18 protein-coding genes, 1 other RNA gene and 1 riboswitch are annotated in these 22784 nt (G+C 60.6%); of the genes, 4 read left to right on the top strand and 15 right to left on the bottom strand.

Annotated features, from left to right (window positions below; translation table 11 throughout):
• Positions 1-48: 48 nt before the first annotated feature.
• A complete protein-coding gene (gene alaS, locus ACUM6F_RS02430; RefSeq protein ID WP_445348287.1) occupies positions 49-2679 on the bottom strand; it encodes an alanine--tRNA ligase in 2631 nt (876 codons plus the stop codon).
• A gap of 254 nt (positions 2680-2933) precedes the next feature.
• Positions 2934-3051: riboswitch (SAM riboswitch) on the top strand.
• 79 nt (positions 3052-3130) lie between these two features.
• Here alaS and ACUM6F_RS02425 point away from each other — a divergent pair.
• From ACUM6F_RS02425 to ACUM6F_RS02415, 3 genes are read left to right on the top strand one after another with little or no spacing between them, the layout of a single operon-like run.
• Entirely contained in the window at positions 3131-4342 is a 1212-nt protein-coding gene (locus tag ACUM6F_RS02425) for a homocysteine biosynthesis protein (RefSeq protein ID WP_425621595.1), read from the top strand.
• 7 nt (positions 4343-4349) lie between these two features.
• Positions 4350-4751, top strand: a complete 402-nt coding sequence (locus ACUM6F_RS02420) for an NIL domain-containing protein (protein WP_425621594.1) — start codon at positions 4350-4352, stop codon at positions 4749-4751.
• A gap of 1 nt (position 4752) precedes the next feature.
• Positions 4753-5493, top strand: coding sequence for a UPF0280 family protein (locus tag ACUM6F_RS02415; protein ID WP_425621593.1), 741 nt, complete (start codon positions 4753-4755; stop codon positions 5491-5493).
• Positions 5494-5584: 91 nt separating this feature from the next.
• Here the strand turns inward: ACUM6F_RS02415 and ACUM6F_RS02410 are convergent, their stop codons facing one another.
• The 4 genes from ACUM6F_RS02410 to nifS all read right to left on the bottom strand — a co-directional run bounded on the left by ACUM6F_RS02410 (position 5585) and on the right by nifS (position 8457).
• Entirely contained in the window at positions 5585-5758 is a 174-nt protein-coding gene (locus ACUM6F_RS02410; protein ID WP_425621592.1) for a hypothetical protein, read from the bottom strand.
• Positions 5759-5875: 117 nt separating this feature from the next.
• Positions 5876-6916, bottom strand: a complete 1041-nt coding sequence (mnmA, locus tag ACUM6F_RS02405) for a tRNA 2-thiouridine(34) synthase MnmA (protein WP_445348286.1) — start codon at positions 6914-6916, stop codon at positions 5876-5878.
• Positions 6906-7289 (bottom strand): Fe-S cluster assembly scaffold protein NifU, encoded by a 384-nt coding sequence (gene nifU / locus ACUM6F_RS02400; protein ID WP_426377692.1) that lies wholly within the window; start codon positions 7287-7289, stop codon positions 6906-6908. Before nifU ends, mnmA begins: the two co-directional genes overlap by 11 nt.
• Positions 7290-7299: 10 nt before the next feature.
• Positions 7300-8457: a cysteine desulfurase NifS gene (gene nifS, locus ACUM6F_RS02395; RefSeq protein WP_445348285.1), complete on the bottom strand. Its 1158-nt coding sequence runs from the start codon at positions 8455-8457 to the stop codon at positions 7300-7302.
• Between the two features lie 232 nt (positions 8458-8689).
• Between nifS and ACUM6F_RS02390 the strand changes: the two genes are divergently transcribed.
• On the top strand, positions 8690-9445 hold the full coding sequence (locus tag ACUM6F_RS02390; RefSeq protein WP_425621588.1) for an HAD family hydrolase: 756 nt from the start codon (positions 8690-8692) through the stop codon (positions 9443-9445).
• Between the two features lie 105 nt (positions 9446-9550).
• Here the strand turns inward: ACUM6F_RS02390 and ssrS are convergent.
• The 10 genes from ssrS to ACUM6F_RS02340 form a co-directional block, all read right to left on the bottom strand.
• Positions 9551-9734, bottom strand: a non-coding RNA gene (gene ssrS, locus ACUM6F_RS02385) — 6S RNA.
• A 97-nt stretch (positions 9735-9831) separates the two neighbouring features.
• Positions 9832-11643, bottom strand: coding sequence for an aspartate--tRNA ligase (gene aspS / locus ACUM6F_RS02380; RefSeq protein ID WP_425621587.1), 1812 nt, complete (start codon positions 11641-11643; stop codon positions 9832-9834).
• Between the two features lie 18 nt (positions 11644-11661).
• A complete protein-coding gene (gene hisS / locus ACUM6F_RS02375; protein WP_445348284.1) occupies positions 11662-12921 on the bottom strand; it encodes a histidine--tRNA ligase in 1260 nt (419 codons plus the stop codon).
• Positions 12922-13056: 135 nt separating this feature from the next.
• Positions 13057-13686, bottom strand: coding sequence for an MBL fold metallo-hydrolase (locus tag ACUM6F_RS02370; RefSeq protein ID WP_445348283.1), 630 nt, complete (start codon positions 13684-13686; stop codon positions 13057-13059).
• A gap of 20 nt (positions 13687-13706) precedes the next feature.
• Positions 13707-14156, bottom strand: coding sequence for a D-aminoacyl-tRNA deacylase (gene dtd, locus ACUM6F_RS02365; RefSeq protein ID WP_425621584.1), 450 nt, complete (start codon positions 14154-14156; stop codon positions 13707-13709).
• Between the two features lie 65 nt (positions 14157-14221).
• A complete protein-coding gene (locus ACUM6F_RS02360; RefSeq protein ID WP_425621583.1) occupies positions 14222-16366 on the bottom strand; it encodes a RelA/SpoT family protein in 2145 nt (714 codons plus the stop codon).
• A gap of 22 nt (positions 16367-16388) precedes the next feature.
• Positions 16389-18956 carry a single-stranded-DNA-specific exonuclease RecJ gene (gene recJ, locus ACUM6F_RS02355; protein ID WP_425621582.1) on the bottom strand — a complete coding sequence of 856 codons (2568 nt, stop codon included), beginning with the start codon at positions 18954-18956 and terminating at the stop codon, positions 16389-16391.
• A gap of 82 nt (positions 18957-19038) precedes the next feature.
• Positions 19039-19329 carry a transcriptional regulator gene (locus ACUM6F_RS02350; protein ID WP_425621581.1) on the bottom strand — a complete coding sequence of 97 codons (291 nt, stop codon included), beginning with the start codon at positions 19327-19329 and terminating at the stop codon, positions 19039-19041.
• A gap of 630 nt (positions 19330-19959) precedes the next feature.
• Positions 19960-21441 (bottom strand): stage IV sporulation protein A, encoded by a 1482-nt coding sequence (gene spoIVA, locus ACUM6F_RS02345; protein WP_425621580.1) that lies wholly within the window; start codon positions 21439-21441, stop codon positions 19960-19962.
• 279 nt (positions 21442-21720) lie between these two features.
• A complete protein-coding gene (locus ACUM6F_RS02340) occupies positions 21721-22776 on the bottom strand; it encodes a phosphotransacetylase family protein (protein WP_425621579.1) in 1056 nt (351 codons plus the stop codon).
• Positions 22777-22784: the final 8 nt, after the last annotated feature.

The raw sequence follows: 22784 nt of genomic DNA, 5'->3' as shown, positions 1-22784 counted from the left end.
TCTATTCGACCTCTTGCCTTATATTTCCTCTATATGCCTGAACATTACTTAGGCGAGACGGCTATTAACGATAGCCCTCGCCTTATCCAGCGCCTCTTGCAGCCTGGCAGGGTTCTTGCCGCCGGCCTGGGCCATTTCCGGCTTGCCCCCCCCGCCGCCGCCCACGATGCCGGCGATCTCTTTGATGATTTGTCCGGCATGCAGCCCGCGGGAAGTGTGTTCCTTGGCCACGGCCGCGATCAGGTTGACCTTGTCGGCGCCGGCGGTTCCGAGGACAATGACCGCGGGGCCCAGGCGGTCGCGCAACAGGTCGACCAGGCCCCTGAGTTCAGGCATCTCCCTGGCCTTGACCTGGGCGACGAGTACCTTGGCGCCGGCGACGTCCTCGACCTGGTTGATGATGTCCAGGACTTCATACGCCTGCAGCCGGTCGCGCAGTTGCTCGTTCTCCTTTTCAAGCTTCCTGACGTTCTGGAGCACCGTTTCCAGCCTGCCGACGACCTCGCGCACCGGCGCTTTGATCAGCCCCGCGATCTCGTTCAGCTGCTCGTCATGGGCCACCAGGTAGTCGAGCGCAGCCGGCCCCGTCATAGCCTCGATGCGGCGCAAGCCGGCGCCGACGCTGCCCTCGGTGATGATTTTAAAAAGACCTATTTCCGAGCTGTTCCGCACGTGCGTCCCGCCGCACAACTCCAGGCTGTAATCCCCGACCCGTACGACGCGGACAAGGTCCCCGTACTTCTCCCCGAACAAGGCCATCGCGCCCAAAGCTTGGGCCTCGTCGAAGGACACTATGTCGGTCTTGACCGGCAAATTCTGAAGCACGGCACTGTTGACACGCTTTTCGATCTCCTTCAGTTCCCGAGGGGCGAGGGCCTGGTAATGCGTAAAATCGAAGCGCAGGCGTTCGGGGGCCACCAGGGAACCGGCCTGGTTGGCGTGTTCGCCGACAATGTCCTTCAAAGCACGGTGCAACAGGTGGGTTGCGGTGTGATTCCGGCAGGTGTCCAACCGCCGCGCCTGGTCGATGTCCACATCCACCAGCGCCCCGGTGGCAAGGGTCCCTTCCTTAACCAGGACCTTGTGCACGAACAGGTCCTCCACCGGCTTTACACAACCCGTGATCTCGGCTTTCAGGCCGTCGCCGGTGATCCAGCCCGCGTCGCTCACCTGGCCCCCGGATTCGGCATAACACGGCGTGGTGTCGAGAACGACCTCGACCTCTGCGCCCTCCCCCGCCCGGTCAACCGGCTCGCCGTCGCTCAATATCGCAATCACCCTGGCGCCGGTGCTCAGCCGGTCATAGCCCACAAACTCCGTCGGGCCGTGCTTGTCCCGCAACTTCCGGTAAACAATGTCCCTCTCGCTGAGGTACTCCGTCTCCTGCCTGGCGCTGCGGGCCCTTTCGCGCTGTTCTTCAAGCGCTTTACTGAAATCCGCCTCGTCCACCTCCAGCCCGCTTTCGCCGCAGATCTCAACCGTGAGTTCAAGGGGAAACCCGTAGGTGTCGTATAGTTTAAAGGCCACGGCGCCGTCGAGCTTGTGCCCGCCGGACGCGACGGTCTGCGCGATGTGCCTGTTCAGAATGTCCACGCCCTGCACGAGCGTCTGGCGGAACCGCTCCTCCTCGCGCCTTACCACGCGCTGCACGTGCTCGGCCTGGGTAACGAGATAGGGATAGGCCTGCGCCATCTGCCCGATGACGGCGCCGGCCACGGAATCAAGGAACGGCGTCTCGCGGCCCAAAAGAAGCCCGAAGCGGGCCGCGCGGCGCAAAAGCCTTCTTATGACGTAGCCGCGCCCCTCGTTGGAAGGAAGGACACCGTCGGCGACCGCGAAGGTGATGGCCCGCGTGTGGTCGGCGATGACCTTCAGCGCTACGTCCGTCGAGTCGTTTTCTCTGTACCGTACCCCCAGCAGCTTCGCGGCATGGTCGATGATCTCCCTGAAGATGTCGGTGTCAAAGTTGGTCCGCACGTTTTGCAGCACGGCGGCGACGCGCTCCAGGCCCATTCCCGTATCAATGCCTTTGTTGGGCAGGGGTTCGTAATTCCCGGTTTCGTCCCGGAAAAACTGTATGAACACCAGGTTCCAGATCTCGAGATAGCGGTCGCAGTCGCAGCCCGGCCGGCATGCGGGGTTTCCGCAGCCCCGCTCCGGGCCCTGGTCGTAGTAAATCTCGGAGCAGGGTCCGCACGGCCCGACCCCGATCTCCCAGAAGTTCGTGTCCTTGCCGAGGCGCACGATGCGGTCGGCATTTACACCGACCTTCAGCCAATGCTCAAAAGCCTCGTCGTCGTCCAGGTAAATGGAGATCCAAAGCCTGCCGGCGTCCAGGCCCAGCTCGCGGGTCACGAATTCCCAGGCCCAGGGGATGGCCCTCTCCTTGAAATAGTCACCGAAAGAAAAGTTGCCGAGCATTTCAAAAAAGGTGTGGTGCCTGGCGGTCCGCCCCACGTTCTCGATGTCGGGCGTCCGCAGGCATTTCTGGCACGTGGCGGCCCGCTTAAACTCAGGCTTGGCCGCGCCCGTATAGTAAGGCTTAAACTGGACCATCCCGGCGGCGGTCCACAGGAGCGTCGGGTCATTCGCCGGAACCAGGGATGAGCTTGGTACCACCCGGTGATCACGTGCCGCAAAGTAGTCCAGGAAACGTTGCCGGATTTCGCTGCCCCGCATGCTCAAAAACCCCCAAAAAAAGAGAATAGCCTCAAAAAAAAGGGGGTGATGAACCCCTAATTAGCCATAATTATACAGAGATTTAGGAAAAGGGTCAAGGAAGCGATTGGTACCGGCCCGTTTGACAGCGTCAACGGGTTATGGAAAGGTTGATCCGTTTTTTGCACAAAAACCTTGACAGGGTATACCGCCCCTGCTAAACTCTCTTCAATGAGACCTCGGCAAGGTCTCGACAACTGCATAACCTTGTGGGTCTCTTATCAAGAGAGGTGGAGGGACTGGCCCGATGAAGCCCGGCAACCGGTTGCGCGGCGCCCCGCCGTTCGACTAAGGTGCCAATTCCTGCAGGAGTTATCTTCTGGCAGATAAGAGGAAATCCGTAGCGGAATTCCGGCCTCTATCTGTAGAGGCTTTTGTTTTTCTTCACGTTCTAAGGGAGGTGTTGCATCACATGGCGGTTGAAAGGTCCTACGCGGAAATCAACGCCAGGATCAAGGCGGGCAAGGTTGTCGTCATCACCGCCGAGGAGGCGGTGGATCTCGTTCGCAGCAAGGGGGTGGCCCGGGCCGCCCGGGAGGTCGACGTGGTCACCACGGGGACCTTCAGTCCCATGTGCTCCTCCGGCGTTTACTTCAACTTCGGTCATTCAAAGCCCCGCGTCAGGGCAGACAAGATCTGGCTTAACAACGTTCCCTGCTACGGCGCGATAGCGGCCGTCGACGGCTTTTTGGGCGCCACCGCCCTGCCCGAGAACGACCCTGCAAACAGCAGCCACCCCGGGGAGTTCCGCTACGGCGGCGGGCACGTCATTCACGAGTTGGTTGGACGGCAAAAGATCAAGCTGCGCGCCACGGGCTACGGTACCGACTGTTACCCGGCGCGCGAGGTGGAGACATGGGTTACCATCGACGACCTTAACGAGGCTGTCCTCTTCAACCCGCGGAACGCGTACCAGAACTACAACGTCGCCGTCAACCTCGGCAACCGCACGATTTACACCTACATGGGCATCCTCAAGCCGAACCTGGGTAACGCCCATTACTCCACAAGCGGCCAGTTAAGCCCGCTGCTTAAAGACCCCTGGTTCCGGACCATCGGGATCGGTACCCGTATTTTTCTCGGCGGCGGCGTCGGCTACGTGGCATGGAACGGGACACAGCACTTCCCCTCGGTCTCGCCCGGCCCCGTCGAGGGTTCTATCTTCGCGGCGGGAGGAACCCTTACCGTGATCGGCGACCTGAAACAGATGCGGCCGGAGTGGCTGGTCGGAGCCAGCTTCCTGGGATACGGCGCCACCCTTTTCGTCGGCCTGGGCATCCCCATTCCCATCCTAAACGAGGAAATCATGTATTACGCCTCTCTGCCCGACGACAAGCTCTACGCGCCGGTAGTCGACTATTTTACCGCCTATCCGCAGCGGGAGCCCGGGAACCTGGGGCTGGTAAGCTACGCCGAGCTAAAGTCGGGGAAAATCACCGTTAACGGCAAGGAAGTCCCCACCGCCCCTTTGTCGAGCTATCCGAAGGCCGTCGTGATCGCCAAGACACTCAAGCAGTGGATCACCGAAGGCGGGTTCCTGCTGGCTGAACCGGTCGAGCTTCTCCCGTCCCCCGCAGCGGGGATCATGGGGAAGACGCTCGTAATACGCGGAGCAAAGGAGTGATTGCGGGATGCCCACTAAGAGGATCGTGCTTCGTTTTCCGGCCTCGGTGGCCGATCGGCCGATAATCTACTACCTCGTTAAAGATTACGGCTTGATCGTCAACATTCTTAAAGCCAACATCAACCCTCACAAAGAGGGAACAATGATTATGGAACTCGCGGGCGACGAGTGGGAACAGGGCTTGGAATACCTGAGGAGTTGCGGCATCGAGGTCCAGCCCCTAAGCGAGGAAATCACGCGCAACGAGAAACATTGCACCTCCTGCGGCTCCTGCACGGCGATCTGCCCGAGCGGGGCCCTTTATATCGAGCGTCCCTCCATGCAGGTGGCTTTCGACGGTGAGAAGTGTATCGTATGCCAGCTCTGCGTTAAAGCCTGCCCCGTGCGTGCTATGGAGGTCAAGTTCTGATTTGTCCTGGACACGGCGTTTCTATCGGGAACAGTTCGCGGAAAAGGATTTAACGTATTTCCAGGTCGTGGTCAAGGAAACCGACCTTTACGTCGGCGTCCTTCCGCAGCGTTTCAGCGAAGCGCTGGCGTTGGAAGTCAGGCATCTGGTTGCGGGCGCGAGGTCGGCTTTGGAAGAATACATCGCCCGCAACCCGGCTTTCCTTAAATCCCTGGAACCGCTCCCGGTCGATGCGGCCATGCCGTCAATGGCCAGGGAGATGGCCGTGGCTGCCGGCCTCGCGGGCGTGGGTCCGATGGCGGCGGTGGCGGGCGCCTTCAGCGACCTCGTCGGGCGGATGCTGATGAAACGCTCAAGGGATGTCGTCGTCGAAAACGGCGGCGACATCTACCTCAAGCGCAGCAAGCGGACGTCCGTGGGCATCTTCGCGGGGAACTCCCCCTTCAGCAACCGCATCGCCCTCGACCTAACCCCCGATCTCAGCCCCCTGGGCATTTGCACCTCGTCGGGCACCGTCGGCCCGTCCTTAAGCTTCGGGTGCGCCGACGCCGCCGTCATCCTCGCCGAGACGGCCACCCTGGCCGATGCGGTGGCCACAGCCACCGCCAACCGGGTACAGGACCCTGCGGACATTGAGCAGGCAGCTCAGTTCGCCGGCGGCGTCCCCGGCGTCCTCGGCGCCCTCGTCATCTGCGGCGACCGCCTGGCGGCCTGGGGTAAAGTCAAACTCCGCCCCCTGTAGCTCGACAAATACGACAAATATACGACAAATAAAAGAAGGAGCGCCAATACGGAACTCCCCCGATACACAGTTTAAGCCACTTAGAGCCAGGTTAGTACACTTCCACGTTGCGCGGGTCGAAGGGAACCAGCGTCCCGTCCTCGGTCATCTCAAACACCTGGACCCCTTCCTTGTTGATCCGGTATTCCAGGCAACAATCCCAGCAAAAGTACTGGTCGGCGCCGACCCTTCCGGTGGCGCGGCCGCCGCAAATGGGGCACTGCACGATAGCAAGCCTCCCTTTGGAATCTTAAGCCTATTATTCCCGAGAAGCCCGCTGATTACCCGGCCAAAATTGAAAGGTGGGATGTGGGAAGTTGGAAGCGGGAATACAGCGAGGTTCTTAACGGCCTTCCAGGATGGTCCCGCCGCCGATGACCCTCTCCCCGTCGTAGAAAACGGCCGCCTGCCCTGGCGTCACCGCCCTCTGCGGCTCGGCGAAAACGACCGTGGCCGTGTTGTCGTCCCCCGGGCGCACCTTGGCGGGGACAGCCGCGGCGTTGTAGCGGATTTGCACCCAGGCGGCGAACTCGGGACCCGGCGCCGCGCCGGCGATGTAACTGACGTCCCCGGCCACCAGCCCGCCCGCCTTCAACTCTTCCTGCCCGCCGACGATCAGGGCGTTTTCCTCCAGTGCAAAACCTATCACGTATGCCGGTTTTCCCAGGGCCACGCCAAGCCCTCTTCGCTGGCCTATAGTATAAAAAGCCAGCCCCTGGTGTCTCCCGACAACCCGCCCGGACGTCGTCTTGATCGGCCCGGGCACAAAGGCCTCCTCGCCGCACCGCTCCTTAAGGAAAGCCCGGTAGTCGTCGCCGGGGATAAAGCATATCTCCTGGCTCTCCGCGCGCAGAAAGGGGAGGCCCGCCTTTTCAGCCAGCCCGCGGACCTCTTCCTTTTTCATCAGGCCCAGAGGAAGAATCAGGCGCGCCAGCCTCGTCTGCGTCATATGGTAAAGCACGTAGCTTTGGTCCTTTGCCGGGTCGACGCCGCGCCACAATTCGTACTGACCTTTTTCGTTTCTATGGATCCTGGCGTAATGTCCCGTGGCGAAGAAGTCGGCGAATCCCAGGCTGAAATCCATCAACGCCCCGTACTTTATTTCCCGGTTGCAAACCACGCAGGGATTCGGCGTCAATCCCGCGCGATATCCCCCGATAAAGTACTGTACGACCTTCTCCTCGAACAGGGGAGCGATCCCGTCGGCTACGACGTGCTCGATGCCCAAGTGGGCGGCGACCCGCTTGGCCCCGTCCACCGCCGCGGGGCTGGTGGGCATGGTCACGCCTACCACCGAAAAACCTTTTTCAAGCAACAGCAGGGCCGTGACAGAACTGTCCACGCCCCCGCTCATCGCCACCGCTGCTCTGCTTTTAATGCCCATGCTTCTCCCGGTAATCATTAATGGCCGCCCGCAAGGCGCTCGCTGCAAGATTGGAACAGTGCACTTTCTTGGGCGGCAGGCCGTCGAGCGCCTCGACGACCTTATCCTCCGTCACCTCCAGCGCCTCGTCGATGGTCTTGCCTTTGACCATCTCGGTCAGGATGCTCGAGGTCGCAATCGCCGCCGCGCAGCCGAAGGTTTGGAACTTAACGTCCCTGATGCGGTCATCCTCGATCTTCAGATAGATCTTCGTGGCGTCGCCGCACGATTCGTTGATGACCTCGCCGATCCCGTCGGCGTCCGGCATTTCGCCAACGTTGCGCGGATGCTGGAAGTGTTCTATGACCTTGGCGCTGTAGATCACATCCTTCACTCTCCTCAAATCATTTAATCGGGGAAAGGGCCCTGAGCCTGTTCACCGTGTTGGTCAACACCTCGAGGAAGTAATCGACGTCTTCTTTCGTATTTTCCTTGCCCAGGCTGACCCTTATGGAGCAGCGCGCCACTTCGTCCGGGATGCCCATGGCCAGGAGAACGTGGGACGAAACCGACGACTCGGAACTGCAGGCCGATCCGCTCGAAACGGCGATACCGTTCAGGTCGAGGTCTAAAAGGAGCGCCTCCCCTTCTATCCCTTCGAAGCTAAAGTGGGCGCTGTTCGGCAGTCGTTTTCCGGGGTGACCGTTGATCCACACGCCCTTGAAGTTCTCTTTAACGTAACTGACCATCCGGTCCCGCAGGGTCTTCAGCGTCCGGGCTTCGTCGTCAAGGTTACTGACGGCCAGCCGGCAGGCCTCACCCAAGCCGATGATCCCCGGCACGTTCTCGGTGCCCGGCCGGCGCCGCCGTTCCTGTCCCCCTCCCCTGTTGATGGGGCTCCAGCGGCAGCCCCGGCGGATCCACAGCGCGCCCGCGCCCTTGGGGCCGTAAATCTTATGCGCCGAAATGCTTAGGAGATCGGCGTTCAGTTCGCGGACGTCCACCGGGATTTTGCCGAAACTCTGGACGGCATCGGTGTGAAAGACGATGTCCCGCTCCCTCGCCAAAAGACCGATCTCGCGGACGGGCTGGATCGTTCCGACCTCGTTGTTGGCGTGCATGACGGAAATGAGGATGGTGTCGGGCCTGATCTCCCCGGCCACTCGCCCGGGGTCGACCATGCCGTGGCGGTCCACGGGCACGACGGTGACCTCAAATCCCTCTTCGGCGAGCATTTCACAGGTGTCCAGAACGGCGTGGTGCTCCACCGCCGAAGTGATGATGTGCCTGCCGCGTTTCCTGTTGGCGTAAGCCGCCCCCCGGAGGGCGAGAAAATCGGCCTCCGTCCCTCCGCTGGTAAAGACGATCTCTTTCGGATCGGCGCCCAGGGCTTGGGCGACCTTCTCGCGAGCCTCCTCAACCCCGGCCCGGACCTCCCGCCCGTAAAGATGCAGGCTGGACGGGTTCCCGAATTTTTCGTGCAGGTAAGGCAGCATGGCCTGCACCACCGCCCGATTCACGGGCGTGGTCGCGTTATGGTCAAGGTAAACCTTTCGCTTCAAGGCCTGTCCTCCTCAACTCTTGCCAGTGCGGATAGATTTTGCTGGCGCCAGTTTATCACCGGCCCCTTGAACTGTCAAATCCTGCCCGGCTGCAAACAGATACCACATCTAGTTTGCCCCGGTAGTATAAATTTTGCATTTGCCCAAAGGTTCCCGCCGCGCCTTTGAACGCCGGAACCCGACTGTGCTATTATAGTTACTGGCATGCGCTTTTTGGAAAGGGAGAGTTACATTGAACGGCGTTTACGTCATCGACGCCGACAACACGCTGTGGGACACTTACAGCGTGTTCGTCGGCGCCTACGCGGAAATGGTGAATTGCTTAAGATCCCTGGGGTGTTCTTTCGGGGACGTCTTCGACATCTCGACGATCCGCGTCATCGACTCTCACCTTTCGCGCACCCTGAGGGATTACGAATACGACTTCGCGCTGCTCGCCCTGGCGCTCGTCCACGTCGCCCGCGGAGCGGCGCCTCTCGACGCCGCCGCGGCGGTCCTTGCGGCCCCGCCCCGGAGCGGCGAGCTTTTGGTCGCCCGGGCGGCCGCCGACCGCTTTTATCTGTATTACCGTACCCACTATCCCCCGCTTTACGAGGAAACCGCCGAAACACTGGCCGCTTTGAAGCACCTGAACAACGTTCTCGTCCTCCACTCCGAGGGGCGGGAGGACCGCGTGAGGCGGGACCTGGCCAACCATTCGCTGGATCGATACTTCGATTACCTGCTGATCCAGACCAAATCGCGGCAATCCTTCGCACAGGCCTGTGCGGCGGGCGAGGCCTTCTACCGCTGGGTCAGCGACATCCCGCCTCCCGAGTATGTCGTTATCGGCGACTCCCCGCAGCGTGACATCGTGTTCGGCAACATGATCGGCGCCAAAACGATCTTGAAGCCCGGCGCCTTCTGGGGCAGCACCATCCCGGAAGATCCCTTGCATCAACCGGACTACGTCGTCAGTTCTCTTGACGAAATCCTGGCTTTGCGTTAAAGAAGGGACACTCGCAGAGTGTCCCTTTAAGCTTGATTTTTGATTTCGGGCGAACATAATACAGGCGCTCGTCGAGCGCCCGGATAAGTATTGTATCGGCACGAGGTAAACCCCACGATGCCGTGATTCGCCCGAAGTTCCTGAACCCTGCCTATGCAGGGGGGTGTCCTCCTGACTGCTTTTTGCTTCCTCAGTTTCTGAGGCCTGCAAGCCACAGCCAGAGCCCGGACTCCCAATGTGTTGGTGTTGGCTCAGAACTTAAGGGCTTACACGAACATTGCAGGGTTTTAATTTGCTATCACTATGCTAGCATGCCTGTCGTCCTTCGGCAAGTCTTAAAAGCCGGATACCTTTTCGGAGGTTATTTTTCACAACGCGGTCCCGGCCTATACAAGCCCGCCCGGCTTCTTCCCGGTGTGCGCGGTTTTGATCCACAGCTCGCGCAACTGTTCGTCCGATACCATGCCCGGGGCTTCCGTCATGAGGTCGGAGGCGCTCTGCGTTTTAGGGAAGGCGATAACGTCGCGGATGGTCGTCTTTCCGGCCAGCAGCATCACCAGACGGTCGAAGCCGAAGGCGATGCCCCCGTGCGGCGGCGGCCCGTATTCAAAGGCGGTAAGCAAGAAGCCGAACTTCTCGCGGGCCTCGTCAGCGGTGAGGCCTATCGTGGAGAAGACCCTTTCCTGTATGTCGCGGCGGTAGATGCGGATGCTCCCGCCTCCAACCTCCACGCCGTTGAGAACAAGGTCGTACGCCATGGCACGCACGCCGCTCGGCCGCGAGTCGAGCAGCGGGAGGTCTTCCTCGCGCGGAGCGGTAAACGGGTGGTGTACCGCAACCCAACGCCTTTCCTCCTGGTCGTACTCCAAGAGCGGGAAATCGACCACCCAGACGAAATTGAAGACCGACGGGTCGATAAGGCCCAGGCGCTCGGCGAAATGACGGCGCAGCGCGCTGAGCGCCGTATTGACGACGTCGGGCTGGTCGGCCACGAAGAGCAGGAGATCCCCTGTCTCCGCCTCAAGACGTCCGGTGACGGCGTCCATTTCAGAGGCGCTGAAGAACTTCGCTATCGGCGACTTCACCCCGTCAGGGGTCATCAGCAGGTAAGCCAAACCCTTGGCGCGCTGGCTGACGGCAAACGCCGTCAACTCGTCGATCTCCTTACGGCTCAAACCCGCCATCCCCGGGACGCGCAGCCCTTTCACCCGGCCTCCGGACTCAACCGCCGAGCGGAACACCTTGAAGCCGCAGCCCGCCGCGATGTCGGAAATATCTCTCAACTCCAGGCCGTAGCGCAGGTCGGGCTTGTCGCTGCCGTACCTCTCCATGGCTTCGGTGTAGGTGATCCTGGGAAACGGTGCCGTAACCTCAAGCCCGACGGTGTCCGCGCACAGGCGGCCGATCATTCCCTCGGTCAGGGAGATCACGTCCTCGATGTCCACAAACGACATCTCGATATCGATCTGTGTAAACTCCGGCTGCCTGTCGGCACGCAGATCTTCGTCGCGGAAACAGCGGACGATCTGGAAGTACCGCTCCAGGCCGGCGACCATAAGGAGCTGTTTGAACAACTGGGGGGATTGGGGCAGGGCGTAGAACCGTCCGGGATTCAACCGGCTGGGGACCAGAAAGTCACGCGCCCCTTCGGGAGTGCTCTTCGTAAGCATCGGTGTCTCGATCTCCAGGAAACCACGCTCGTCCAGGTACCGGCGCACGCTCATGGCCGCCCTGTGACGAAGGATCATCGCCTCCTGCATTTCCGGCCGCCGCAGGTCCAGGTACCGGTACTTCAGGCGCAAAGTTTCGTCGACCTCCACGCCGTTTTCAATGTAAAAAGGCGGGGTCTTGGACCGGTTCAAAATCAGGATTTCCCGTGCCTCCACCTCGATCCCGCCGGTGGGGAGGTTCGGGTTTTCGGTTCCCGGCGGGCGCCGCCGTACTCTTCCGCTAACCGCCAGGACGTACTCGGAGCGTACGGCTTCGGCCTTCGCAAAGGCTTCCGGCGCTTCTTCGGGACTGCATACCACCTGCACGATCCCGGACCTGTCCCGGAGGTCGATGAAGATCAGCCCGCCGTGGTCCCGCCGCCGCTGTGCCCATCCCATCAGCACGACAGCCTGTCCCGCGTCCGTTTCTCTTAAATCACCGCACCAGGACGTGCGTCTCAATCCGCCCATCGCCTCAAACTCTGCCATGCACGCTACCCCCGTATTTTACTTTAACAATGCTTTTAAAACCTCGGCGAGATCGTCAAGGGGCACCTCTTCCTGCTGCCCCGTGTCCATCCTTCTGACCGTCACCGCACCCCGGGCCAGCTCCTCGTCTCCGACAATGACCACAACCCGGGCCTTGAGTTTTCCGGCGTATTTCATCTGGGCTTTGAGGCTGCGCCCGGTAAGGTCGGCGTCAGAAACGATGCCGAGCCTCCTAAGCCGGAAGAGAATTTGCATGGCGGTTTCCTTGGTTTCCCCCGCCGTGGTCACAAAGACCTCCAGGCGCGACGCCGCCCCGGCCTCCGGGCGCTGTTCTTTAAGGAGCAGCAGGGTACGCTCCAGGCCGAGCGCGAACCCTACACCGGGCGTCGGCGGGCCCCCGCAGACCTCGACCAGACCGTCGTAACGGCCTCCCCCGCCCACCGCGCTCTGGGCCCCGACACCGGAGGCGAGGATTTCAAAGGCCGTCCTCGTGTAGTAGTCCAGGCCGCGGACCAGCTTTGGGTTAATGATGTACGGTAGCCCGACGACATCAAGATAACGGAGTACACCCTCGAAATGCCGCCGGCATTCGTCGCAGGCGTTGTCCAGCGGCGTGGGAGCGTCGCCGACCAGGTCCGCGCAGGCCGTCTCCTTGCAGTCGAGGACGCGCAGAGGATTCCTTTCCGCCCGCGACCGGCAGGCCGGGCACAGGAGACCCTTCCGAGGCGTTAAATACTCCTTCAGGCTTTGCCTGATGGCATGGCGGCACTCCGGGCACCCAACGGTATTAATGTGCAGTTCAAGACCGCTGATGCCCAGGATCCGGTAAAACTCCATGGCCAGGGCGATCACCTCGGCGTCGGCCTCCGGTTCCTTGGCCCCGAAGACCTCGACCCCAAACTGGTGGAACTGCCGGAACCGTCCGGCCTGCGGGCGGTCGTACCTGAACATCGCGCCGATATAATAGAGTTTGATCGGCTGGGGTTCGGCGTAGAGCTTGTTTTCTAGGTAGGCCCGCGCGGCCGGGGCCGTTCCCTCAGGTCTCAAGGTCAGGCTGCGTTGCCCCTTGTCTTCAAAGGTGTACATCTCTTTCTCCACGATGTCGGTGACCTCGCCGACGCCGCGCAGGAACAGTTCGGTGTGCTCGAAAACGGGGGTCCTGATCTCGCGGTAATGCCAAGCCGTGCAAAGGGCCTGGACGGTTCGCTCCACGAACTGCCACCGCTCGGCTTCGCCCGGAAGGATGTCATTGGTGCCCCGCGGTCTTACCGTTAACATGCGGCTCTCCCTTATGCACTAAAATGACGGCTCCCGCACCCCAGGGGAAAGAGGACGGGAGCCTTCTTTCGAGATTCTACGCGAATATCTCGCCCGATGTCAAGATTATCCGCCAGCGCGCGTTCCCAGGTTCGCTTACCCTTCGGTGGTCAGGTACGGGTTGCTCCGGCGCTCCCTGCCTACGGAACTGGCCTCCCCGTGCCCCGGATAAACCAGAACGCCGTCATCGAGCGCCAGAAGCTTCTCCTTGATACTCCGGATGAGAGTCGGAAAGTCCCCGCCGGGAAGGTCGGGCCGCCCCACCGCCCCGGCGAAAAGAGTGTCGCCGGTGTAAAGATCGTTCCCGTCGAGGACGCATATCCCTCCCGGGGTGTGCCCCGGTGTGTGAATGACGCGCAGTTTGATCTTCCCCAGCGGTATCTCGTCGCCGTCGAGGAGAAGAAGGTCGCCCGCCGGAAACCGCGCCGGCCCGCCGAAAAACTGCGCAAGGTTGCGCCCGGGATCGGCCAGCGCCCCGTTGTCGTCCCGATGGACGGCCAGCTTGGCGCCGGTACGCTCCTGGAGCTCGGGCAGACCCGCGATGTGGTCGTAATGCACATGCGTCAGGACGATCCACTTGATCTTCAGCGCCTTGTCCCGCGCCGCGCCCAGGATCCTGTCAACATCCCCGCCGGGATCGACCACCGCGGCATCCCTCGACTCGGGGCATCCAACAATATAACAATTGGCATCCAACATTCCGACGGTCAGCATCGCAAACTGCACTCTTTACACCCCTTGCCCGGCTAAAACTCCCTCCTGCTGTCCAGCAGCAAAGTCACCGGGCCATCGTTTATGATTTCCACCCGCATATGCTCCCTAAACTGCCCCCGCGCGGTACGGACGCCCAGTTCCTCGCAGCGCGAGGCGAATGCCTCGTACAGCTTTACGGCCTTCCCCGGCTCGGCCGCCGCGGTGAAACTCGGCCGCCGGCCTTTGCGGCAGTCCCCGTAAAGGGTGAACTGGGAAACGACCAGGATCTCTCCCCCAGTCTCAATAACCGAGCGGTTGAGCTTCCCCTGCCCGTCCTCGAAAATCCTGAGCCCGACGATTTTATCGGCCAGGAAAAGGGCGTCGTCCACCTGGTCTTCCCGCCCCACGCCCAGCAAAATCACCATGCCCGGACCGATGGCGGCGACGGTCTTTCCGCCGACCTGCACCGAACCCTTCTCCACCCTTTGAACGACTGCCCGCACTCATCCAACCTCCACTGCCGGTGACCCACCACCCACTACCGACTACTGACTACCGACTACCAATTTCAGCATCCCGAGCAGATCCGGCGTATGTCATACACGTCCTTCACCCGGGCCAGTTTGCCGAAGATGAAGGACAGCTGGTCCAGGCCGTTGATGGCGATGATCAGGTCGATGCTGGCTTCGCCGTCCCGGCCCGTCCTGGCCGCCACCCAGCTCGCGCTGATCTTCATTTCCGTAAGCACGGCCATCACATCGCCCAGGAGCCCCGCGCGGTCCAGCCCCTGAATCTCCAAGCGGACCTGGAACGGCTCGTCGAAGTCGTCGTCCCACTTGACCTCGACCAGCCTTTCCCGCTCCTTCTCCTGCCAGATGACGATGTTCCGGCAGTCGGCCCTGTGGACCGACACGCCGCGGCCGCGCGTGATGTACCCGGCGATGGGGTCGCCCGGAACGGGGTTGCAGCAATGCGCCAGCCGGACGAGCATGTTCCCGGCGTCTTTCACGAGAACGCCGTGCGTGCTTTTCGTCCACCGCTTGGCGTCGCGCTTGTATTTCTTAACAACAGGCCCCGTCTTTGTGAGGTCCTTCAAACGCTGCACGAGCGTCGCGGCCGACACCACGCCCAAAGCCACGCCGGCGTAAGCGTCGCCGATGGTCTGAAAGCCGTAGCGCTTTCCGACCTCGACCACCTTTTCCGACTTGACGACCTCCACGTCCAGGCCCTGCTTTTTGGCTTCCCGCTCGAGGGCCTCACGCCCGCGCATCTCGTTCTCTTCGCGCTGTTCCTTCTTGAACCAGTTGCGGATCTTCGTCTTGGCCGCCGACGTCTTGACGATGTTCAGCCAGTCCCGGCTCGGGCTGGGATGCTTGGCGGTCAGGATCTCGACGATGTCGCCGTTCTTCAACTTGTACTCCAGCGGGACAAGCCTGCCGTTGACCTTTGCCCCGATGCACCGGTTGCCGACGTCGGTGTGAATGCGGTAGGCGAAATCCAGGGGTATCGATCCGGCGGGCAGTTCGATGACGTCGCCTTTCGGCGTAAAGACGAAGACCGAATCGGCAAAGATGTCGATTTTCAGGCCTTCCATGAACTCGCGGGCGTCGCGCAGCTCGTGCTGCCAGTCCAGGAGCTGCCTCAGCCAGGCGAGCCGCTCGTCAAAATCCTTGTCGCTCCTGCCGCCGGCCTTGTAGCGCCAGTGTGCGGCAATGCCGTACTCCGCCGTGCGGTGCATATCCCAGGTCCTGATCTGAATCTCCACCAGGTCGCCCCTGGGACCGACCACCGTGGTATGCAGGGACTGGTACATGTTGGACTTGGGCATGGCGATAAAGTCCTTGAAACGCCCGGGAATGGGCTTGAAAAGCGTGTGCACGACGCCCAGCGTCGCGTAGCAGTCCCGGACCGACTGGGTAATGATGCGGACACCGATAACGTCGTAGATCTCGTCCAACCCTTTTTCCTGGTTCACCATTTTCATGTAAATGCTGTACAGGTGCTTGGGGCGGCCGTTGATATCGGCCTTGATCCCCACGGCCTCCAGCTTCTCGGAAAGGACCTGGATGGCCTCGTTGATGACGTTCTCCCGAGCCTCCCCCGTTTTGGCCATCTCGCCCGCCAGGCTGAAGTAGGACTCCGGCTCCAGGTAGCGAAAGGCCAGGTCCTCAAGTTCCATCTTGATACGGTAAATCCCTAGGCGGTGCGCGAGGGGAGCGAAAATCTCCAGCGTCTCATGCGCGATTTCGCGCTGTTTCTGAACGCTGTGATACTCCAGGGTCCTCAGGTTGTGGAGGCGGTCCGCAAGTTTGATGAGGATGACGCGGATATCTTTGGCCATAGCCAGGAACATCTTGCGCAGGTTCTCAGCCTGGTGCTCTTCCTTGGAACGGTACTCCAGCCTGCTGAGCTTCGTCACCCCGTCGACCAGCAGGGCGATTTCTTCACCGAACCGGTCTTTGATGACGGCCAGTTCGGTGGGTGAATCCTCGACGACATCGTGCAGGATCGCGCCGACAATCGTTTCCTGGTCCAGTTCCAGGTCGGCCAGGATCTGCGCTACGGACAGCGGGTGGCTGATATAAGGCTCCCCGGAACGCCGTTTTTGCTCCTGGTGGGCCTTCTCCGCAAAGGCGTAAGCCCGCCGCAGCAGTTCCTCGTCGACACGGCTGTTGTAGCTCCTGATTGTTTTTAAGAGCATGTCAAACGCCATCTTTGGTTACCACCCACGGAGATTATATCACACCGAAAAATGTCCTGAGATCGTCAGCGGGCTGGAGCGCGAAGTACTTTTGACAGGCCAGCGAGTCTCTCTTTACCCTATGCGCGAGCCGGAAGGTCGGTGAACAGCCGAGACCGCGCCTCACCGCAACGGCCCCCAGGTCGACTTCCAGTCGGCCGCCGTCGTCCTCGATCCACGACAGCACGCCGAGCTCGGCTAAAACGGTCAGGCCGATACGTACGGTCCAGGGAGCCACAGGAGCCTCCACCAGTCTCTGCACGCTCCCGGCCAGCCGCTCCACGGTTAACCGGCGGCCTTGGCCCTTCCTGAGGACCGTGTACACGCAGCCTATGACTCTGCGGTTGGGGGCGATGGTCTTTAAGGTCAAACGGTTGCGTTCCTGGTCGACAGCGGCGTGCAGGAGGTACAGTTCCTTCCCCGCGCCCGCGGCGGTCAGCCAGTCGCTCCAGGTCAGGAGCAGGTCGTAAACGATCACTCTCTCCGTCCGGGCCTCTTCAGGCAGATCGAGCGGCTGCGCGACCAGCACCGGAATCTCGCCGGCCAGCCACCGCTTCACTATCTGTTCCCTGTCCGGATCAGGCAGATGCGGATGCAAAAAGGCGGCCTTGCCGTCGTTCAGGCCCAAGCCCAGTGCCAGCCTGGGAGCGGTATCCCGCGTCGAGACGGCGATGAAGGCGGGGGTTTTTTCATGAACCAGTTTTCTGAGATGCGCCATCCGGTCGGGCATGTCACGCAGGTCAAAGATTCGCGACGGGCTGCCGGCCCTGATCCCCTCGTCTTTCGCCAGCCAGTAATCGCTGTCGATGTTCGGGAGAATGACATCCCGGAGGGCGAGCGCCTTCCGGTAAAGCGACCCCGCTGTTACGCGGCGGGGGAAGGCGTCCCCCTCGCGCCAGTCGATGACGCGCAGTTCGAGGCTCCTGTGCCCGTTCCACTCGTTGATCTCGGGCCGGAAGGCCAGATCCAGCGCCGGGCAGGACGCGATATCGCCCATCTCTTTGCCGAACCCGAAGGCAATCGCTTCAAATCTCCTGGCGCCCTGGGCCACCGTAAGTTTCAAGTGCTGCTGGTCCTTGCCGACAAGCCGGGCGCGTTCCACACGCAGGTTCCGCGCGCAGAATACCGGCTGGGGGTTGCCGTTGCCCCAAGGAGACAGGCGTTCAATTTCCTGCACCAGTTCCTCGGTGAGGTCATCAAAAACAATCTGGGCGTCGATCTCCAGTATGGGTCCTTCGGCGGGTGCCATAGCGGCCGCGTGCTCCTGTATGGCCCTGACAAATTCTCCGATCGCCGCGGCGGGCAACACAAACCCCGCCGCGTTCCGGTGCCCGCCGAACTCCGTCAGGTAAGACTGGCATTGCTCAAGGGCGTGGAACATGTTGAACCGGTAAGGGCTGCGGGCCGAGCCACGCGCCGCCTCGCCCTCGACAGCCATCAAGACCACCGGTATGTTCAGCTTGTCCGCCAGCCGTGAAGCAACCACGCTGGTAACTCCCGGATGCCACCCTTCCCCGGCGAATACGGCCACCGGCGGGACCGAGCTCCACTCGCTGACGGCAGCCATCACCTCGCTGCTGACCCTGTCTTCGAGGTCCTTCCTCACTGCGTTCAAGGACAACAGTTCGTCCGCGATCCGGCCGGCGTCGGACGGGTCATCGGCCAGCAGCAGTTCCACCCCTAGGGCCGCGCTGTCCAGCCGGCCGGCAGCGTTCAGCTTCGGGGCTATGCCGCAGGCCACGTCGCGGACGGTCATAGCGGCGGGGAGCCTGGCCGCCGAGGCCAGGGCGGCGAGGCCGACGTTCTTCCTGATAAAGGGCAGGCCCAGCCTGACGATAATCCTGTTCTCCCCAACCAACGGAACAACATCGGCTATCGTCCCCAAACAGGCGAGCCCCAGGAGTTCTTCTTCTATTTCGTTTATTTTGTTACGGCGGTCGCCGAGCAGGGCTGTGGCCACCTTTAGAGCGACCCCCGCTCCGGCAAGGTCTTTAAAAGGGTAGCAGCAGTCGGGCCTCTTGGGATTGACGGTCAGCGTGGCGGGCAAGTCACCTTTGGGCTGGTGGTGGTCGGTTATAATGATACGCAGCCCCATCTCCCCTGCTGCGATGACTTCTTTGACCGCGGTTACGCCGCAGTCAACGGTAACCACCAGATTGACACCCTGCTCTCTGGCCTGGGCCAGGGCCTGCAGGTGCACGCCGTAACCGTCGGCGCGCGTGGGCAAATAGAAAACGGCGCGGCCGCCCAGATGCCGAATGGCCTTAACCAGTACAGCCGTAGCCGTCATCCCGTCGACGTCGTAGTCTCCGTAAACCAGGACGGTTTCTCCTGACGCAATAGCTTCACGGATTGCGGCGACACAGGCGTCAAGATCGCGCATCGCGCCGGAGGGCGGCAGGTCGGAGAGGGTACCGTCCAAAAAGCTCCGTACTTCTTCAGGCGAGCCGACGCCCCGGTTAATCAGAAGCCGCGCCAGCAGGGGCGATAACGCGCATTCCCGGATCAGCAGTCGCTCCAGTTCCGGCTCCCCCGATTTAATATGCCACTGATATGCAGGCATGTCCTCTCCCGGCAAATTCTTCTTTTATCACATTATAGTTGGGACATACCGGCAAAACAACAGTGACAGGCCGGGCGGCCTGTCACTGGAGGGTGACTTCTTCCGATTTGAGCTCGATGAATTCTTCACCCAGCTTAGTTAGACTGCAAATCTTGCTCTTGCCCTCGGCGGTAACGTCCACCAGCCCCAGAGCGTAAAGCTGCATCACGATGTGATCGAGCACGGCCCTCTTAACCCTGGAGGTCAGCGACAATTCCTCTTTATTCATTCTGCCCTGTTCCCCCAGAGCCCTCAGGACGCGCGTCGCTTCCTTGGGCAGACGGTTGTCCACCTGCAGGAAGTACTCGGTGAGTGTTGCCGGACTGCTGATCATGCCTTTTCAAACCCCCTTTTGCCGATATTTACTCCTAGTATGCTCATTAACGGCACCGTTAATAACTAAATAGTTACTCATAGGGTTGGTAAATTTAAACAAACCTCGTCAAATCAGCATCGGCCGGATGCTCTTTGCCAGGATATTCCCTCATATATCCTTGAATTCAAGCCATACTATGACCAAGGGTTCGTAATGGCCGAGTCAAGATTACTACCGGGTCAAAATGGCTCGGTAGTAATCGGCCAAAGGTTCATACCGGGTCGCAACGGCTCGGTATGGGCCGGAGGGAAGAGCAATAAGTTTTCCGGCAGGCTTGTGTACAGTCCGAAGGATTGTATACAGGTCACAAGGGAGACTTATTGTTCGAACTAAGACCAAGATGGCTGCCGGAACACCTATGCAGGTTTGGGTTACAGGCAGTCGAGAGATTGCCTGTAGCTCACAAGGTAGTTATCTTGGTCGAGCAAAGGTTATCACGGAAGTCGTAATGGTCTGCAGTGGTCGAAAGATCACTGCAGGCTGCGCAGAGATCCGTGATAGCCGGAGCGCAGGTCATTACGGGCTCCTAACATAGAAACCCATCTCTTCGGAGATGGGTTTCTGGTTTGATTCTTTTTGCAAAGTGCTTTAGATAATAATGCAGATCAGGCCGCCGCTGCCGTCGTTGACAATGCGCTGCAGGGTCTCCTGCAACTTGACCTGCGCGTTTTCCGGCATGCGCTGGAGCTTGTTCTGGATGCCCTCCCTGACCAGGTCGTGGAGGGACTTGCCGAAAATCTCGGAATCCCAAATTTTCTTGGGATTTTCTTCAAATTCGTTCAGGATGAAGCGGACCAAGTCCTCGCATTGCTTTTCCGTTCCGATAATGGGCGTGATCTCGGTCGTGATGTTGGCCCTGATGATGTGCAGCGAAGGAGCGCTGGCCTTGAGACGCACCCCGAAGCGGCTTCCCTGCTTGATCAGCTCGGGGTCCTCCAGGTTCATCTCGTTAAGGTGCGGAGTAACCATGCCGTAACCGGTTTCCTTGACATCCTGCAAGGCCTGCGCCACTTTGTCGTATTCCCGTTTCGCCACGGCCAGCTGGAGCATCAGGCGAAAGACGTCGTGGTCCCCGGACACCGCGAAGCCGGTCTGTTCGCTGATCACGTCGTAGAAAAGCTTGCTCTTGGCCCGGATCTCGATCTCCGCCGACCCGACGCCGAGGTCCATCTCCGTGACGCGCACTTCTTCCACGAAATCGTATTCGCTCAGCTTGGCGGTCACCCGGCTGATGTCGCGGATACGCTGCACGCCCCGGACGGTATCCCGGACCGCCTGCTCGAACCGGTCGCGAAGCCAGTGCTTGGCGTCCAGCTCGCGGACCCACGCCGGAATCTTGATCTCGACCTTGGAAACCGGAAATTCGTAGAGGAGTTCTTCCATAATGGCGAGGACATCGTCCTGGCTTAGCTCGGCGACGTTCATGGGAAGCACGGGCACGGCGTACTTGTCGGTCAGTTCGTCAACCAGCGCCTCGGTTTCGGTCGCGCGAGGCTTGATGGTGTTGAGGACGACGATGAAGGGTTTCTTCATGTCCTTCATCTCCTCGATGACCCTTTCCTCAGCCTCGACGTAGTTTTGCCGCGGGATGTCGGTGATGGTTCCGTCAGTGGTCATCACGATGCCGATCGTGGAGTGCTCGGTGATCACCTTCCGCGTGCCGATCTCCGCCGCTTCCTGGAAGGGAATCGGTTCCTCGAACCACGGCGTGTTGACCATCCGCGGCACGCCGTCTTCCTCTTCGTACCCCAGCGCGCCCTCGACCCGGTAGCCGACGTTGTCGACCATCCGCACCCTCAGCTTTAAATTCTGGCCGATAACGATCTCGACGGCCTCACTCGGCACAAACTTGGGTTCCGTCGTCATAATCGTCCGGCCGGACCCGCTCTGCGGTAGTTCATCCCGTGCCCGGTCCTTGTCATAGACGTTCTTGATGTTGGGGACAACGAACAGCTCCATAAAGCGTTTAATAAAGGTAGATTTCCCGGTGCGCACGCCGCCGACAACGCCGATATAGATGTCACCACCGGTTCTTTCGGCCATATCCCGAAAGATATCAAGCCTATCCATGAGAAGCTTTTCCCCCCTTTAATTTAGAGAAATCGTGCGCCCAAAAACCAAAGCATAAACCTTTCTACTCACCACCCCCGGGATGATCCCTATGGGATGAAGTTTTTTCCAAAGCATGACAGTAACACTATATATATATGAGAGGGGGCAAGCAATATAACCACTTGTACAAAACAAAAACATCCCACCGTATACGAGATGGGATGCTTGGTTCCGGGACAGCCCGTCCGCAAGGCTTTGGCAACTGTCAACTGACAGTTGCCACGGCGGGCACCTTTTTTAACCCGCCAGCGCTTCAAGAATCAGTTTCCAGTTGCAGAACTGTTCGATGTTTTCGACGGCCAGCCTGATGGCCTTCTCGTCGCCGGGGCGGATCCGCCGGGCCACCTCCGAGATTTTCTCGATGGTGGTATAGGTGTCGTAGTATACGAGAATGACAGGCACGCCTTTTTCGGCGGCCTTGGTGATCACGCTGATGCTGGGGTAAAGCCCTCCGGTCAGGATCAGCACCGAGGTACTCGTCTCCAGCGCCGACAGCGCGTAGTCCGCCCTGTCCCCGCCGATGATCACCGCTTTATTCAAGGAGCGGCGTAGCGCGTCCAGGGCGCTTTCGATGGTCATGGCCCCGATCAGGACGTCTTCCACCAGCAGGTTCAGGTTTTGCTGGCCGGTTAAGATCTCGCCGCCCAGCACCTCGTAAAACTCGGCGACCGTGGGGGCGTGGATTTCGGGGCGCCTGGGGACGGCACCGAGGTAACGGAACCCCGACGCCTTCAGGATGTTCGCATAGACGCCCTCGGCCTTGGCCAGCAGCGGGCGCTGGACCTTATTGAAGACGCAGCCGGCCACGCCGACGCCGTTGGCCGCAGCGTAGCGCATCAGGAAGAGGGCCTCGTCAAAGTCGTAGTCGTGCTGCACGTTGCTCGTGCAGAGCACTTCCGCCCCGATTTCCCCTGCAAGGCTGATCGAATCCAGCCCGTAGCTCGCCGCCGCCCACGGCAGGCTGGCCCCGTCGATGATCACCGGGTCGTAAACCGACACCAGCATCTTATAGGCTTCCAGGATCCTTTTCCGGATGGCTTCGGCGTCGTCCCTGGCGAGCAGGTAAAAGTTGCTGAGCGTCTGGGGAACGACGACCTCGATCCCCTCTTTCAGGCCCAGGACCTGCTCCATCAGCACTCCGTCCGCGTCGCTCTTCGCCCCCGCGCTCTGCACGTAGCCGATGGGCTTAAAGTAACCCGCGTATTTCCCTTCCTTGCGAAACTTCAGCGCCAGGCCCAGAGCGAGGGCCGTCTTGCCGCTCCCGGGCGGTCCGACGAGAAACAGGCTTTTCACCTTCCACG

Source organism: Desulforudis sp. DRI-14, from assembly GCF_052618305.1.
This window is presented reverse-complemented; position numbering and strand designations above follow the sequence as displayed.

Excerpts from the sequence above, each read along its gene's own strand:
- alaS (WP_445348287.1), bottom strand. The coding sequence starts at position 2,679 with ATGCGGGGCAGCGAAATCCGGCAACGTTTCCTGGACTACTTTGCGGCA.
- ACUM6F_RS02425 (WP_425621595.1), top strand. The coding sequence starts at position 3,131 with ATGGCGGTTGAAAGGTCCTACGCGGAAATCAACGCCAGGATCAAGGCG.
- ACUM6F_RS02420 (WP_425621594.1), top strand. The coding sequence starts at position 4,350 with ATGCCCACTAAGAGGATCGTGCTTCGTTTTCCGGCCTCGGTGGCCGAT.
- mnmA (WP_445348286.1), bottom strand. The coding sequence starts at position 6,916 with ATGGGCATTAAAAGCAGAGCAGCGGTGGCGATGAGCGGGGGCGTGGAC.
- aspS (WP_425621587.1), bottom strand. The coding sequence starts at position 11,643 with ATGGCAGAGTTTGAGGCGATGGGCGGATTGAGACGCACGTCCTGGTGC.
- hisS (WP_445348284.1), bottom strand. The coding sequence starts at position 12,921 with ATGTTAACGGTAAGACCGCGGGGCACCAATGACATCCTTCCGGGCGAA.
- ACUM6F_RS02360 (WP_425621583.1), bottom strand. The coding sequence starts at position 16,366 with ATGGCGTTTGACATGCTCTTAAAAACAATCAGGAGCTACAACAGCCGT.
- recJ (WP_425621582.1), bottom strand. The coding sequence starts at position 18,956 with ATGCCTGCATATCAGTGGCATATTAAATCGGGGGAGCCGGAACTGGAG.
- ACUM6F_RS02350 (WP_425621581.1), bottom strand. The coding sequence starts at position 19,329 with ATGATCAGCAGTCCGGCAACACTCACCGAGTACTTCCTGCAGGTGGAC.
- spoIVA (WP_425621580.1), bottom strand. The coding sequence starts at position 21,441 with ATGGATAGGCTTGATATCTTTCGGGATATGGCCGAAAGAACCGGTGGT.